The organism is Nonomuraea soli (assembly GCF_013761175.1).
Taxonomy (GTDB): Bacteria; Actinomycetota; Actinomycetes; order Streptosporangiales; family Streptosporangiaceae; genus Nonomuraea; species Nonomuraea soli.
Map to the genome: position 1 here is coordinate 626,141 of NZ_JACDUR010000004.1, position 14,872 is coordinate 641,012.

Genomic DNA, 14,872 nt, shown 5'->3' on the forward strand with positions numbered 1-14,872 from the left:
GCCGTCTATGACTTCGAGAGCACCCAATATTCCGAATCGCACGGCTCGCTCCTGGATCCTCACAAAGATTTTTGGACTAAAGGAGGATAAAGCCTGCACGGAGAGTGCAGGCGCTGTTCCGGAGAGAAACCGACGGGAAACTGAAGTGAAACTCCCTGATCTCACACTGACTTCATCATTCGCTCCATGTCGGAGATAAATCCATGAAAAAAGGCTATTTGGCGTGGACAGCCCTCCCGATGTTGCTAAGCCTCACATCGGTTCCAGCCACCCATATCTCCCCTAAGCCGAATATCGGGCAAAGCGTCTCGCATGACGGTCACGACCACGGCGCACCCGACCGCGGGGAGGTCGCCAGGCCGAAGCCGGAGAAGGGCAAGGCGCTGCCCAAGGTGAAGCTCGCCCCCATCGAGGTCACCTCCGACGCCCAGGCCAGGACCCTGGCCGCGCCCGTCACCAACAAGGTGGGCCTGCGCGCCCTCGTGGTCGCCGTCGACGGCGACGACTTCGGCCTGGCCACCTGGAAGGCGGTGCTGGACCGCGTCGGCATGCCGTACGACGTCGTCCAGACCAGAACCGAGGCGCTGCCCGAGCTCCTGCGCGCCGACGGCGCCGGCAAGTACAACGCGATCCTGCTCACCAACAACTCGCTGCTCTACCACGACGGCAGCGGCTTCGTCAGCGGCCTGGACGCCCAGGAATGGAACGCTCTATGGGCCTACGAGCGTGACTTCGCGGTGCGGCAGGTCTCGCTCTACACCGCCTACGGCAGCTTCCCCGAGGACTACTGCCTGCGCCCCGGCACGGAGAACGGCAACGCGACCAACGCCACCCTCACCACGCAGGGCGCGCCCGTCTTCGACTACCTCAAGTCGAACGTGTCGATCCCGATCACGCTCTCCTACGTCTACCGCTCCGCGCTGCAGCCGGGCTGCGCCGCCGAGCCGATCCTGCAGTCGGGCAGCGACGTGCTGGGCGTCAAGAGCACCAGCACCGACGGACGCGAGCGCATGGCGCTGACCTTCACCTCCAACCAGTACCTGCCCCAGGCCGACCTGCTGACCTACGGCCTGCTGCGGTGGGCGACGCGCGGGCTCATGCTCGGCGAGCGCAAGCACTACCTGAACGTGGACGTGGACGACTGGTTCAACTCCACCGACCACCTGCTGGCCGACGGGACGATCTCCCCCACCCCCTTCCGCATCACCCAGGGCGACGCCTCCAGCACGCTCTCCCAGCAGAACGCCTTCCGCGCGGCCAACCCGCTGGCCTCCGGCTTCAAGCTCAACATCGCCTACAACGGCGAGGGCGCCAACCCGAACGGGCTCGTCCTGTGCCTGCTCAACCTGGGCGGTGAGCCGCTGAGCAACTGGTCGAAGTGCAACCAGGCGCAGTTCACGTGGATCAACCACACGATGACCCACCCGAAGATGAACGACACCGACTACACGACCAGCCTCAACGAGATCAACCAGAACCTCACGCGGGCACAGCAGATGGGCATCCCGGTCGACAGGACCGTCCTGAAGACCGGAGAGTACTCCGGCCTGGGCGTCTACCACCCGGACCCCAACAACGACATCGACCCGCCCACGGACTTCGGCCTGGCCGCCTCCAACCCGAACCTGCTGCAGGCGGCCAAGGACGCCGGCGTGAAGTACCTGCACGGCAACATGTCGTTCAACAGCCACAAGCCGAGCTGCTTCAACTGCGGCATCTACCATCCGCTGGAGCAGTCGCTGCTGATCGTGCCCGACTGGCCCGTCAACGTCGCCTACCACGTCACCAACCAGGCGGAGGAGACGACCTTCTACAACTCCTACTACGGCCCGCATGGCAAGTTCCCCTACTGGCCGGTCAACCAGACCTACACCCAGATCGTCGACCACGAGTCGAACGTCGGCCTCCAGCACGTCATGTCGGGCTCGGTCTATTCGCACACCTTCCACCAGGGCAACCTGCGGAACTACGGCGGCAACAAGAACCTGACCTTCGACTGGATCAACGCCGTCGTCAACAAGTACAAGTCGTACTACAACGTCCCGCTCGTCACGCCGAACTGGGGCGGCCTGGCCGGCTACGTCGCCGGCCGCAACGCCCACTTCTCGGCCCTCACCGCCGGCGCCGACGCCGTCTACGACCGTACGGCAGGCACGATCACCTTCACCTCGCCCGCCAACGGCTCGGTGCTGGCCACCAACGCCGGAGGCGCCGCCTACGGCACCGACAAGACCGCGACCATCGCGCTCACCGCCAACACCCCTGTGACCGTCGCGGCGAGTCCACGCCCGTGACATCGAAGGTAACTCTGGTATCCGAGGGCACCTACCCGTTCGCCATGGGCGGTGTGAGCGTCTGGATGGACCAGCTCATCCGGGGCATGCCCGACTACACGTGGGACGTCGTGACGCTCACGGTGGACGGCGCGGAACGCCCGGTCTGGGACCTCCCGGACAACCTCGACCAGGTCATCTCGCTGCCCCTGTGGGTGAGCACCCTCCGGCGCTCTTCTCGAGCGCCGGAGGCGTCCTTCCACACGGCCTACGGGGAGTTCCTGAGGATGATCCTCACCCCGGCCGTCATGGGGGAGGGCAGCAGGCAGTTCATCGGCGTGCTCGAGGAGCTGTCGAGCTTCCCCGACCTGCTCGGCGCGATCACCAGCACCGAGGCGCTGACCCAGCTGATGGACTGCTGGTACTGGAACCGGCTCGACGGCATCAACCTGGCCGACGCCATCACCGCCGCCAACCTGCTGGGGCACATGCTGCGCCCGCTGGCCGCCGAGCCGATCAGGACCGACCTGACGCACGTGGCCATGAACGGGCTGAGCATGCTGGTGGCGATGGCCGCCAAGTGGAGGTACGGCACGCCCATCGTGCTCTCCGAGCACGGCGTCTACCTGCGCGAGCGTTACCTGCAGTACCTGACGGAGCCGGTCAGCCACCCCGTGCGGGTCATGCTCCTCAGCTTCTTCCGCCGCCTGGCCGGCGCCTCCTACGCGATCGCCGACCGCATCGCGCCGCACTCCTCCTACAACAAACGCTGGCAGGTGCGCGGCGGCGCGGACCCCTCGCGGATCCACGTCATGTACAACGGCGTCGACCCCACCGACTTCCCGCTGGCCACCGGCGAACCCGACCGGCCGACCCTGGTCTTCATGGGGCGCATCGACCCGCTCAAGGACCTGCACACCCTGATCCGCGCCTTCGCGATCATCAGGGAGAAGCTGCCCGACGCCGTGCTGCGCATGTTCGGCGGCACCCCCGAGGGCAACGAGACCTACCACGCGAGCTGCCAGGCGCTCATCGAGGAACTGGGCCTCGTGGGCTCCGCCATCCTGGAAGGCAGGGTCACCTCGCCCGTCCACGCCTACCACGCGGGCCACATCGTGATGCTGACCAGCATCTCGGAAGGCTTCCCCTACACCGTCGTGGAGGCCATGGCCTGCGGCAGGGCGACCGTGTGCACCAACGTCGGAGGCGTGGCGGAGGCGGTGGCCGAGGCCGGGATCGTCGTGGCGCCCCGTGACCACGTCGCCGTCGCCGAGGCGGCCGTACGGCTGCTGACCGACGCGCCGATGCGCGCCCGCATGGGCGCCCTGGCCCGCAAGCGTGTCCTCGAACGTTTCACCCTGCAGCAGTCTCTTGACGACTATCGCCAGGTCTACCAGGAGTTACTGTGAGCGATGAACTGGCCGATCAATTACGGCCGAAGCTCGTCCACGCCGTCGAGCCGCTCCAGGTGGCCGCCGCGCTGGAATCCGAAGGCCTCAACGACAAGATCGCCCGCGACCGATACGGGCACACCGACGTCTTCTCCCTCGCGGAGGAGGTCTACGCCCGGCTGGCCCGGGAGGCGCGGCCGCCGGTGGAGCCCGCGCCCCGCCGTCCCCGCATGCTCGCCCAGCTCAGCCACGGCCTGCTGTACGGCATGCCGGGCGCCCTGCTGCCGGCCACCTCGGCGCTGGTCGGCGCCCAGTGGCTGATGCCGGGCCTGGTCCTCACCACCGGAGCCGGCTGGATCCTCGGGGGCTGCATGGCCCGCATGGTGTACGGCAAGCCTGACTCCGCCTGGACGGTCGTCGTCTACGGCCTGGTGGCCGGAGCCGTGGCCGCGCTGGCCATCGGGCTGCTGGTCCAGGGCCCACCGGCGCTGCTGGCGCTCTGCGTCGTACAGATCACCTTCCAGCTCTGCTCCGGCATGCTGCTCATCCACCACCAGGAGGCGCTGCTGGCCGTCCTGATGGGACCGGGAGTCGTCGCGGGCGTCACCTATCTCGTCATTGGCACGCCGTTCGCCGCGATCGTCGCGGTGGTCGTCGGCACGCTGTGCATCGCGGGCGTCACGGGAGCGGCCCTCGTGCTCACCTCACGGCAACGCGCGCCGCTCGCCGTACCCAGAGGTCTGCTCCTCGGTCTCGTGCACAGCCTGCTGACCGCGCTCTTCCTGCTCCAGGCCGAGGCCCGCTACGTGGTGGGCCGCCCCGACATCGCCATCGCCGGCGCCGGGCTGGTGCTCGGCATGGGGGTGCTGGAGTTCCGCGCCCACTGCTTCGAGACCGACGTCCGCTCGGTGATCAGGCAGGTGTGCTACCCGGCCGAGTTCACCCGCCACGGCCACCGGCTGCTGCTCGCCGGGCTGGGCATCTGCCTGGCGGTCCTGACCGTGTTGTCGGCGCCGCCGCTGCTGCTGGTCTCGATCACGGCGGAGGGCGCGGTCATGGCCCTGGCGCACGTCGTGCTCGGCGGCGCCTACTTCCTGGCCTTCCTGCTGGCCAACCAGGGCAGAGTCGTCGAGCTCTGCCTGGCGCAGGGGGCCGCCCTGCTCATCCATCCAGGCCTGCGGCTGGTCGCCCCCGTCCCGGTGCTCTCGGACACCCTGCTCTTCCTGGCCGCCTGCCTGCTCTTCCTCTGCCTCCTGCTCGTCCTGATGGCCGCCCGCCTCAGAGACGTGTGGGCCTACCGATAGGAGCATTCTCATGCATGTCGTCATCCTCGCCGGTGGCAAGGGGGTGCGCCTGCGCCCCTACACCTCCGCCCTGCCCAAGCCACTCGTGCCGATCGGGGAGGAGTACGCCATCCTCGACATCATCCTGCGGCAGCTCGTCTCCCAGGGCTTCACCAGCGCGACCCTGGCCGTGGGCCACCTCAGCCCGCTGATCAGGGCCTTCGTCGGCGACGGCTCACGATGGGGGCTCCAGGTCGACTACACCGAGGAGGTCAAGCCGCTGTCCACCATCGGGCCGCTGTTCTCCATCCGCGACCGGCTGCCCGAGCACTTCCTCGTCATGAACGGGGACGTGCTGACCACGCTCAACTACGCCTCGCTGCTGACCTCGCACGGGCTGAGCGGAGCGCCGCTGACCGTGGCCACGGCGCCGCGCGTCGTCAAGATCGACTTCGGGGTGCTGGAGGCGGGATCGGGATTCATCACCGGATTCCGGGAGAAGCCGCTGCTGTCCTACCTGGTCAGCATGGGTGTCTACGCGCTGTCGCGCAGCGCCATCGACGACTACCCCGAGGGCATGTCGTTCGGCTTCGACGAGCTGGTGCTCGACCTGCTGGCCAGGCAGAGCCCGCCGGCCGTCTTCGAGTTCGACGGGTACTGGCTCGACATCGGGCGGCCCGACGACTACGACGAGGCCAACGCCCGCTTCGAGGAGTACAGGGGGCTGCTGCTGCCGCCGGAGAAGGAGCCGGTGGCATGAGCGACACCTCGGGGGGCCCGCGCCGGGTGCTGCTCTTCGGCGCCTCCGGCTTCATCGGCCGCTGGGTGCGCGCCCAGCTCGACGGCGACCCGCGCGTGTCCGAGCTGCACTGCCCGGGCCGCGCCCGGCTCGACCTGCTCACCGCCGGCGCCGCCGAGGTCGCCGACCTGCTGGCCGAGACCCGGCCCGACCTGATACTCAACTGCATGGGCAAACTCACCGGACCGCCCGACGTGCTGCTGCGCGCCAACGCCGGTGTCGTCGCCCTGCTCCTGCACGCCATGGCCGAGGTCACTCCGACCGCTCGCCTGGTACGGCTCGGCTCGGCCGCCGAATACGGCGCCTGCGTTCCCGGCTACACCATCCAGGAGGACGACGCCGCCCTGCCGCTCAGCGACTACGGCGTCAGCCACCTCGCCGGCTCCGGCCTCGTCCGCAACAGCGCGCTCGACGCCGTATCGCTGCGCGTCTTCAACCCCGTCGGCCCCGGCACCTCCGACGCCAGCGTCCTGGGCCGGGCCCGCGACCTCCTGCGGGAGGCGGTCGCCACCGGCGCCTCCTCGATCAGCCTCGGCTCGCTGGCCGCCATGCGCGACTTCATCGACGTCAGAGACGTCGCCGACGCCGTCGTGGCCGCCGCCTTCGCCCCCTCCACACCCGAGCGGATCTTCAACGTGGGCAGCGGCCAGGCGCTCCCGGTCAGGGTCCCGGTGGCGCTGCTCGCCCGCGAACACGGCTTCGACGGCGACATCCACGAGAGCGAGCCCAGCTCGGCCCGCTCCGCCGCCGTGCAATGGAGCCAGGCCGACATCGGCCGCGCCCGCCGCCTCCTCGGCTGGGAGCCGAAACGCACGCTCGAGACCTCCATCCGTGACATGACACAGCTAGGGAGCACGATCAATGCCTAAGACCGTCGCCGTCGTCGGCATGGGGTACGTGGGCCTCACGCTCACCGCCGCCATGGCCCGCAACGGTTACACCGTGTACGGCGTGGACGCCAACCCGTCCGTTGTCGAGGCGCTGTCCAACGGGCGCATCCACGTGTTCGAGCCCGGCGTGGCCGAAGTGTTCGCCGAGCACCTCGGCACCCGGATCCACGTCGGCTCGGCCATCCCGGACCAGCCGCTGGACGCCGCCATCCTGGCCGTCTCCACCCCCGTCGTGAACCAGAAGCCCGACCTGTCGAACCTCGAGGCCGCCGCCGTACACGTGGCCGAGAAGTGCCGGCCCGACACCCTCGTGGTCGTACGGAGCACCGTGCCCGTCGGCACCAGCCGTACGGTCGTCCTGCCCCGCCTGTGGCAGGACGCCCGGCTGATCATGGCGCCCGAGCGGACCATCCAGGGCCAGGCCCTGCGCGAACTCGTGGAGCTGCCCCAGGTCATCGGCGGGCTCGACAGCCCCAGCCTGGCCGCCGGCATCGACCTGTTCGAAGGCCTGGCCGACCAGATCGTCCCCGTGTCGAGCCTGGAGACGGCCGAGCTGGTCAAACTCTCCAACAACTGCCACACCGACCTGATCTACGCCTACGGCAACGAGGTCGCGCTCATCGCCGAGCAGCACGGGCTCGACCCGCTGGAGGTCATCGCCGCCACCAACCTCGACTACCCGCGGCCCGACCTGGCCAAGCCCGGCTACGTGGGCGGCGGCTGCCTGTCGAAGGACCCCTACATCATGCTCGCCAGCGGCGCCTCCTCCCTCGTGCGCTCCGCCCGTGAGCTCAACGAGCGCCTGCCCGCCCACGTCGCCTCCCGCATGGTCGACCTCATCCGCGAGGAGTTCGGCACCTGCGAAGGCATCCGCCTCTCGGTGCTCGGCTGGGCCTACAAGGGCTGGCCCGCCACCGACGACATGCGCGGAACCCCCATCGAGGTGATGATGCCGATCTTCCAGGTCGCCGGGCTGATCGTCCAAGGCCACGACCCGCTCGTGCCGGAGGAGGTGATCAGGCAGTACGGCGGGCAGCCGATGAGCCTGGACAAGGCCGTCTCCTCCGCCGACGCGCTACTGGTGATCAACGACCACCCCGACTACCGCGAGCTGTCGATCGAGGAAGCACAGGCCAAGGTGGTCTTCGACTCCTGGCGCATCCTCGACGAGGAGACCGTGCTGGAGCGGGGCGCCCGCTACGCCGGGATCGGATACGCCCGATGAGGGCCCTGCTGCTGGGCGGCGCCGGCTTCATCGGCCTGCACCTGGCCCGCCGCCTCCTCGCCGACGGCCACTCCGTCACCATCGTCGACGACTTCTCGCGCGGCAAGCACGACTTCGGCGACCTCGGCGACGTGCGCTCCCTCGACCTGACCCTGGCCTCCTCCTACTCCACCCTGGACAAGGACGGCTGGGACCAGATCTACATGCTGGCCGCCATCGTCGGCGTCAGGAACGTCGAAGCCGACCCCGGCCGCGTCCTGCGCGTCAACTCCCTGGCCCTGCTCCACCTGCTCGACTGGATCAAACCGGGGCAGCGCCTGTTCTTCGCCTCCACCAGCGAGGCCTACGCCGGAGGCGTCTCGGCAGGACTCGTCCCCGTACCCACCCCGGAAACGGTGCCGCTCCTGATCGAGGACGTCGGCTCGGCACGCTACAGCTACGCCATCAGCAAGGCGCTCGGCGAAGCCGCCGTCATCCACAGCCCCGCCGCCGCCGTCGTCGGACGCTTCCACAACGTCTACGGACCCCGCATGGGCGCCGACCACGTCATCCCCGAACTGTCCCTGCGCGCCCTGCGCGGCGAGGACCCCTTCCGCCTCTACGGCTCCGACCAGTCACGCGCCTTCTGCTACGTCGACGACGCCGTCGAAGCCATGGTCAGGCTCATGGACGCCGACTTCTCCGGCATCGTCCACATCGGCAACCCGGAAGAGACCAACATCGGCGACCTGGCCAAACTCGTGCTCCGCGTCGCCGGAGCATCACCGCAGATCGACGCCGTCCCCGCCCCGCCCGGCTCCGTCGCCCGCCGATGCCCCGACATCTCCCTCCTCCAGCAGGTCACCGGCTTCACCCCCCAGATCTCCCTCGAAGAAGGCGTACGCCGCACCTTCGCCTGGTACCGGGAGCAGCTGTGAGGAAGCCGATCTGCTTCTACTACGGCGACAAGGAACTCGAACGGCTGTCCCGCTTCGAGAAAGTCGTCCTCCAGGCCGACTTCTACTCCCCGCCGGAACTGGCCGAGCTTCGCTCCCGCGGCGTCCACACACTCGGCTACCTGTCCCTGTCCGAGGACGTCGGCCCCGCCGCCCCATGGCAGCGCGCCGAACGCAACCCCGACTGGGGTGGCGCCTTCGTCCACGTGGGCGACCCCGGCTGGATGGCCCACGTCGTCGACCAGGCCCGCCGCGCCGTCGCCGGCGGCTTCGCCGGGCTCTTCCTCGACACCCTCAACCTCGAGCAGACCTTTCCCGAGGACCTGCCCCACCTGCTCACCCTCATCGCCGCGATCAGAGAGGAGGCACGGCCCGACTACCTGCTCGCCAACCGAGGGTTCGCCCTGCTCCCGCAGCTGGCCTCGCTCGTGGACGGGATCCTCTTCGAGTCGTTCTCCGCACGGTGGGTGGACATGGAGCACTACGCGCCATGGCCCGACGACGTGCTCGCCTTCCACGGGCAGGTGGCGGAGCAGCTGCTGGAGTACGACCTGGACCTCTACGCGCTGGACTACGCGGACGGGCGGGAGCTGACGGACTTCGCCTACCGGCGGGCGCGGGAGTTCGGCATGTTGTGCTTCGTCAGCGATCGGGCCCTCTCCCGCCTCTGACGGCTCGGGCCTCGCAGGTCGTGCGCCTTCGGCGCTGGTCGGCCTCGGGCTGTGCCTGGTGGGGGTGGTCCTTCGGCCCACCCCCACACCCCCTAGGTCGATGGCCCGGGGGCCATCGACAACCCGTCCGTAGTTCTCGCCCCTCGCCCCCCTTCCACGGGCATGGGCCTCGCGGGGGTCGTGCGCCTTCGGCGCTGGTCGGCCTCGGGCTGTGCCTGGTGGGGGTGGTCCTTCGGCCCACCCCCACACCCCCGAGGTCGATGGCCCGGGGGCCATCGACACCCCGCTCGGGGTTCTCGGGCGCGGATGGTCCTTGGCTCAGGGTCGATAGTGTGCGACCGTCCGGCCTTATCGGTCAGGATGAACCGGGGAGCCGAGCAGGCATCCTCACGCCTGGTAGGGATCCACCAGCGAGAACGGAGTCCGTGCGAGTTCCAGCGGAGGCTCAGGAAAGGCGGGCCCCACGGTGTAGAACCGAGCACGGGTCTTCCCGACAGGTGTGAGCAGCTGAGCCGTCACCAGGTCGCGAAGGTCACGCTGAGCCTGCTGCACGCTCAACCCCTCGGCCGCCTCGTAGCGGCTGCGCCGTACACGCCCGGAGACCGCGACGTCGTGGAGTGCGGTGACCACCCGCTCGTCCAGCCCGCGATGCCGGGCGAACTCCTCGAGGAGAACCCACACCCGGTTGGAGCGGTCGAGCCGGGCGTGTACCGATTGAGCCTGCTGGTGGTAGGCGGTGAGGTTGAAGCGGATCCACTCCGACACGTCTTGATCGGGGTGGTAGGTCACACCTCGGCGGGCGAGCACGGAGTAGTACTCCCACGTGTTGCCCGGGCGGCCCAGCCAGGCCTCGATGGAGGAGAATTCCGGCGCCAGGGTGCCGTCTCTGGAGATGAGCAGGGTCTGCAGGGAGCGTGACATCCGGCCGTTGCCGTCGGCCCAGGGGTGGATCGAGACCAGGTGCAGGTGCGACATGGCCGCTCGGATCAGGGGGCTGGTGCCGTCGTCGGTGTTGAGCCAGTCGGTGAGTTCCGACATCAGGCCCGGCACCTGGGATGCCTCGGGGGCGGTGTAGGCGGCGATGCTGGGGTCGCGGGCGTCGGTGACGTAGACGGGGCCTCGTCTCCACTGGCCGGCGGGCTTGCGGATGGAGTGGCGGTGGCCCTGGAGCATCCAGTGCAGGGCGTTGATGAAGCCGGTGCTGTAGGCGAAGTCGGGGGCGTCGTGGAGTGACTGGATGTAGGTCATCATTCGCTGGTAGGCGAGGGTCTCCTCGCGGTTCTCGTCGGTGACGTCGACGTCTCGTTCACCCTCCATCAGGTCCTCCACGTCGATGGTGGAGACCTTGAAGCCCTCGATGGAGTTGGACGCGGCGATCGCGTCGGCGGCGAGGAACTTTCGTAGACCGGCGATCAGCTTGGCGGGAGCGCTGAGGGCATGGTGGTGCAGGTCCCTCCGGGCGGCTTTGATCTCCAGAAGGACTCTGCTGTCTTCTGATGTGAGGATGGGCGTGCGATAGAGCATTGCTGCCATGTCTAGGGTGGATGTGTGCGAGATGACCTGGGTGTCGATGTCGATGTGCCCGACCGAGTCGACCGCATCGTGTCGATCGTTCCCTCCCTCACCGAATCGGTGGCCGCAACGGGCAAGCTCGTAGGTGCGACCGACTGGTGCACCCACCCCCATGACCTCGATGTCTCAAGGGTCAGGGGCACGAAGAACCCGGATCTGGCGAAGATCGCTGCCCTCAACCCCGATGTGGTTCTCGCCAACTTCGAGGAGAACCGGGAACCCGACCTTCAAGCCCTCCGTGACCAGGGCATCGCTGTGTGGGTGACCAGGATTCGGACAGTGGAGGAGGCTTTCGAGTCGCTGGCGAGGATGTTCGAGCATGCCTGCCGTACGCCCAAGCCCTCCTGGCTGCGTGAGGCTGAGCGGGTCTGGAGCGACTTGCCCCGGCCGGAAACGAGGCGGACGGCGGTCGTTCCGATCTGGCGCAGGCCATGGATGGTTGTGGGCAGTGGCACGTTCACCGGGGATGTGTTGCGCAGGCTGGGGATCGACAACCTGTATGAGGGGCACGAGGAGCGGTATCCGAAGGTGTCCTTGGGTGAGCTTGTCAGCGAAAATCCGGATCTGGTGATTTTGCCGGATGAGCCTTATATGTTCACCGCGGATGACGGGCCCGAGTGTTTTCCCGGGCAGAAGACCGTGCTGGTCAGCGGGCGCTATCTGACTTGGTACGGCCCGAGTCTGGTCGAGGCGCCGGGGGCGCTCGCGATCGGTTGAGCAGGCCGGAGGGATCCGGCCCGCTCAACACGCGACGAATCGATCAGTCGAACAGTTCCTCGGCGGTGGACACGTCGAAGGCCTCCACGAACCATCGCCTCAGGACGTCGGGGTCGGTGCAGGACTCGATGCGGGCGCGGGCGTCGTCGCTGACCTCGACCTCGTTGTGGGCGAGGACCCCCAGAAGCGCTTCCGCCAGCCCCTTCGCCAGCCCCTTCGCCACGCCCTCGCGCTCGAGAACCGTCTGGTAGTCGATGCTCCTCATGCTCATCATTCTGCTCCAATAGTCGAACGCTGTCGTTCCCCGGAGCCCCGCCTCCGCGAAGGCGGCAAGTTCCGTGGCGAGGTCGGTCGGGATGGTGGCCAGGGCGATGCAGAGCACCTCCAGGATCGCCTCGGCCTCCGGTCGCTCCGCGTGGACGAGTGCGGAGAAGACGGTGAGAACCAGGTCACTGCATGCCTGGTCGAAGTCGGTGACGGCCGGAAGGTCGTCAGGACCTATAGCGAGCGGGCAGACGATCAGGCAGGGTCGATCAGGCAGCCCGATGTAGTGGAACCTCCGGGCCCAGCCTGCGGTCTTCGCGTCGCGCGAGATCACCAGCAGGATCGGCTGCGCGTCGTACTTGGCCGTGACGTAGCTGACGTAGTAGGCCCAGGCCGCGGGCTTGTGCTTGTCCTCGCAGCCTTGGGCTTCGACGATGAGGACGTACGGTCCGTCATCGGTGTCGAGGACGAGCACGGTGTCGCCGCGCCTGATGACGACCTTCGCCTCCGCCATCTCCTCGTCGAGAACCTGAACGGAAGGCTATCGGATGACTACTCTCCGAATCTGGTGAATACGGCAGCATGATCGCCACATAGCCGGGTAGCCAGGTCAGGGTGCCCATCAAGCCGGAGGAGTGGTTCCTGACCGCGCAGGAGCGCGGCAACCCCGCGACCAAGCTGGAGCCTTGGACGACGGGGAACCTCGTGCGCCCGCTCATCCACGGAGCCACCTACTTCTCAGAACTCAAGGCCTGCATCGACGCCCTCGAGAAGGACGACCTGCTGCTGTTCTCCGACTGGCGGGGCGATCCCGACGAGCGGCTGACCGAGGACGGGCCGGGGGTGGCCGAGGTCATGGCGCAGGCGTCCGCGAGGGGTGCCCTGGTCAGGGGTCTGATCTGGCGTTCGCACCTCGACAAGCTGCGCTTCAGCGCGGCCGAGAACCGGCATCTGGGCGAGAAGATCGAGGAGGCCGGTGGCCAGGCGCTGCTGGACACGCGGGTACGGCCGGGCGGTTCGCATCACCAGAAGTTCGTGATCGTCCGGCATGACCGGCGCCCGCAGGACGACGTGGCGTTCGTCGGCGGCATCGATCTGTGTCACAGCCGCCGCGACGACGCGAGTCACCGGGGTGACCCGCAGGCGGCGCCGATGCCTGATGTGTACGGCGAGCGCCCGCCCTGGCACGACGTGCAGGTGGCGATCAAGGGTCCGGCCGTGGCCGAGGTGGAGAAGGTGTTCTGCGAGCGCTGGGAGGATCCGGCGCCGGAGACGCGTCAGCCGTTCAGGAGGCTGCGCGACCATTTCTCGCACATGGACGACGTGCCGCCGCTGCCCAAGCCGGGGCCGCCGCCCGCTCCGGCCGGGCCGCATGCCGTACAGCTGCTCAGGACCTATCCGTATCGCAGGCTCGCCTATCCGTTCGCCCCGCTGGGGGAGTTCAGTGTGGCCAGGGCCTACGGGAAGGTGCTGGGGAACGCGCGTGACCTGGTCTACCTGGAGGACCAGTACCTGTGGTCCACCGAGGTGATCGAGCCGTTCGCGCGGGCGCTGCGGGAGTCGCCGGAGCTCAGGATGATCATCGTGGTCCCGCGTTACCCGGACCAGGACGGCTGGCTGGCGGGGCCGGCGAGCCAGATCGGGCGGGCCGACGCGCTGGTCAGGCTGCAGCGGGCCGGCGGCGACCGGGTGGCGGTGTACGACCTGGAGAACCATGACGGCGTGCCGGTCTACGTGCACGCCAAGGTCTGCGTGGTCGACGACACGTGGGCCTCGGTCGGCTCCGACAACGTGAACCTGCGCTCGTGGAGTTACGACTCCGAGCTGAGCTGCGCGGTGCTCGATCACAGTTTCGCCCGCGGCCTGCGGCGCACGCTGGCCGCCGAGCACCTGGACGACGACGACCCGCCCGAGGACGTCTTCGAGGCGTTCAGGGAGTCGGCCGACCGGCTGGAGTCGTGGCACGAGTCCGGGTGCAAGGGCCCGCGTCCGCCGGGACGGCTGCGCCCGCACCCTTCGACCGAACTGACCCGGTGGCGCCGCAGGCTCGTCTACCCCCTGTACAAGGTGGCGGTGGATCCCGACGGGCGCCCGCCGGCGCTGAGGAGATCGGGAAGCTTCTGATGGCCAAGAACCTCACTGTCAACCTGACCCTGGCCTCCGCCGTGGTGGCGGCGGTCAGCATCCCCTTCCTGCTGATCACGATCCTGGTGAAGGTGGTCTTCCCGCCCCTTCACCGGCTGGACCGGACGGTCGCCGAGGCCATGAACGCCTACGGGCTGGCACGCCCGCTCCGCACGCAGCTGATCAACGTGTGGAGCGAGGTCTTCGGGCCGTGGCCGTGGCGGATCGCCGTCCTGGCGCTGGCCGCTTGGGTGGCCTATCGCGGCGCCAGGCGGCTGGCCGTCTGGGCGGTCACCACGATCACGGTCGGCGGCCTGCTCAACCTGGCGCTGAAGGCGCTCACCGACCGCGCGAGGCCGGTCTTCCCCGATCCGCTGGCGCTCGCGCCGGGCGAGTCGTTCCCGTCGGGCCACGCGATGACGGCCACGATGGGCGCCGGGATCGTCGTGCTGATGCTGCTGCCGGTGATGACGCGAAGGCTGCGGATCTGGGCGTGGGTGATCGCGGGCTTCCTGGCCCTGTCGGTCGCCTACACCCGCGTCGCCCTGGGCGTGCACTGGGTGAGCGACGCCGTGGGAGGGGTACTGCTGGGCATCGCCGTCATCGCGGCGACCACGATCGCCTTCGAGCGCTGGCGCCGTGACAGCGGCCGCCGTCCCGCCGAGCCGGTCGTGGAAGGAGTGGAACCCGAAGCGGCAAAGGAGATCTCCCATCACTAGGCACGGGCA

At 68.6% G+C, this 14,872-nt stretch carries 13 protein-coding genes; 11 read left to right on the forward strand and 2 right to left on the reverse strand.

Annotated features, from left to right (window positions below; genetic code table 11):
• Positions 1-392 precede the first annotated feature (392 nt).
• From HNR30_RS21345 to HNR30_RS21380, 8 genes are read left to right on the forward strand one after another with little or no spacing between them, the layout of a single operon-like run.
• A complete protein-coding gene (locus tag HNR30_RS21345; RefSeq protein WP_181611662.1) occupies positions 393-2,294 on the forward strand; it encodes an Agd3-related carbohydrate deacetylase in 1,902 nt (633 codons plus the stop codon).
• Positions 2,291-3,682: a GT4 family glycosyltransferase PelF gene (gene pelF / locus HNR30_RS21350; RefSeq protein WP_220133800.1), complete on the forward strand. Its 1,392-nt coding sequence runs from the start codon at positions 2,291-2,293 to the stop codon at positions 3,680-3,682. Before HNR30_RS21345 ends, pelF begins: the two co-directional genes overlap by 4 nt.
• Positions 3,679-4,968, forward strand: a complete 1,290-nt coding sequence (locus HNR30_RS21355) for a hypothetical protein (RefSeq protein ID WP_181611663.1) — start codon at positions 3,679-3,681, stop codon at positions 4,966-4,968. Before pelF ends, HNR30_RS21355 begins: the two co-directional genes overlap by 4 nt.
• A 10-nt stretch (positions 4,969-4,978) precedes the next feature.
• Positions 4,979-5,707, forward strand: a complete 729-nt coding sequence (locus HNR30_RS21360; protein WP_181611664.1) for a sugar phosphate nucleotidyltransferase — start codon at positions 4,979-4,981, stop codon at positions 5,705-5,707.
• Positions 5,704-6,615, forward strand: coding sequence for an NAD-dependent epimerase/dehydratase family protein (locus HNR30_RS21365; protein WP_181611665.1), 912 nt, complete (start codon positions 5,704-5,706; stop codon positions 6,613-6,615). The genes HNR30_RS21360 and HNR30_RS21365 overlap by 4 nt, the downstream gene beginning before the upstream one ends.
• Positions 6,608-7,861, forward strand: coding sequence for a nucleotide sugar dehydrogenase (locus HNR30_RS21370; protein WP_181611666.1), 1,254 nt, complete (start codon positions 6,608-6,610; stop codon positions 7,859-7,861). The genes HNR30_RS21365 and HNR30_RS21370 overlap by 8 nt, the downstream gene beginning before the upstream one ends.
• Positions 7,858-8,778, forward strand: a complete 921-nt coding sequence (locus HNR30_RS21375; protein WP_181611667.1) for an NAD-dependent epimerase/dehydratase family protein — start codon at positions 7,858-7,860, stop codon at positions 8,776-8,778. The genes HNR30_RS21370 and HNR30_RS21375 overlap by 4 nt, the downstream gene beginning before the upstream one ends.
• Positions 8,775-9,467, forward strand: coding sequence for a putative glycoside hydrolase (locus tag HNR30_RS21380; RefSeq protein ID WP_220133801.1), 693 nt, complete (start codon positions 8,775-8,777; stop codon positions 9,465-9,467). Before HNR30_RS21375 ends, HNR30_RS21380 begins: the two co-directional genes overlap by 4 nt.
• 387 nt (positions 9,468-9,854) lie before the next feature.
• Here the strand turns inward: HNR30_RS21380 and HNR30_RS21385 are convergent, their stop codons facing one another.
• Positions 9,855-11,000 carry a Fic family protein gene (locus HNR30_RS21385; RefSeq protein ID WP_246378898.1) on the reverse strand — a complete coding sequence of 382 codons (1,146 nt, stop codon included), beginning with the start codon at positions 10,998-11,000 and terminating at the stop codon, positions 9,855-9,857.
• A gap of 15 nt (positions 11,001-11,015) precedes the next feature.
• Here HNR30_RS21385 and HNR30_RS21390 point away from each other — a divergent pair, with 15 nt between their 5' ends.
• Positions 11,016-11,756 carry a helical backbone metal receptor gene (locus HNR30_RS21390; RefSeq protein ID WP_181611668.1) on the forward strand — a complete coding sequence of 247 codons (741 nt, stop codon included), beginning with the start codon at positions 11,016-11,018 and terminating at the stop codon, positions 11,754-11,756.
• A 43-nt stretch (positions 11,757-11,799) separates the two neighbouring features.
• On the opposite strand, the gene HNR30_RS21395 is transcribed toward HNR30_RS21390, so the two are convergent.
• The gene (locus HNR30_RS21395) at positions 11,800-12,534 is read right to left on the reverse strand and encodes a hypothetical protein (protein ID WP_181611669.1); all 735 of its coding nucleotides are present in this window, start codon (positions 12,532-12,534) and stop codon (positions 11,800-11,802) included.
• A 101-nt stretch (positions 12,535-12,635) separates the two neighbouring features.
• On the opposite strand from HNR30_RS21395, the gene HNR30_RS21400 reads away from it, so the two are divergent.
• Positions 12,636-14,144 (forward strand): phospholipase D family protein, encoded by a 1,509-nt coding sequence (locus HNR30_RS21400; RefSeq protein WP_312894550.1) that lies wholly within the window; start codon positions 12,636-12,638, stop codon positions 14,142-14,144.
• Positions 14,144-14,863, forward strand: a complete 720-nt coding sequence (locus tag HNR30_RS21405) for a phosphatase PAP2 family protein (protein ID WP_181611670.1) — start codon at positions 14,144-14,146, stop codon at positions 14,861-14,863. Before HNR30_RS21400 ends, HNR30_RS21405 begins: the two co-directional genes overlap by 1 nt.
• Positions 14,864-14,872: the final 9 nt, after the last annotated feature.

Coding starts and splice junctions, on each gene's coding strand:
- HNR30_RS21375 (WP_181611667.1), top strand. CDS start 7,858: ATGAGGGCCCTGCTGCTGGGCGGCGCCGGCTTCATCGGCCTGCACCTG.
- HNR30_RS21365 (WP_181611665.1), top strand. CDS start 5,704: ATGAGCGACACCTCGGGGGGCCCGCGCCGGGTGCTGCTCTTCGGCGCC.
- HNR30_RS21385 (WP_246378898.1), bottom strand. CDS start 11,000: ATGGCAGCAATGCTCTATCGCACGCCCATCCTCACATCAGAAGACAGC.
- HNR30_RS21405 (WP_181611670.1), top strand. CDS start 14,144: ATGGCCAAGAACCTCACTGTCAACCTGACCCTGGCCTCCGCCGTGGTG.
- HNR30_RS21370 (WP_181611666.1), top strand. CDS start 6,608: ATGCCTAAGACCGTCGCCGTCGTCGGCATGGGGTACGTGGGCCTCACG.
- HNR30_RS21360 (WP_181611664.1), top strand. CDS start 4,979: ATGCATGTCGTCATCCTCGCCGGTGGCAAGGGGGTGCGCCTGCGCCCC.
- HNR30_RS21395 (WP_181611669.1), bottom strand. CDS start 12,534: ATGGCGGAGGCGAAGGTCGTCATCAGGCGCGGCGACACCGTGCTCGTC.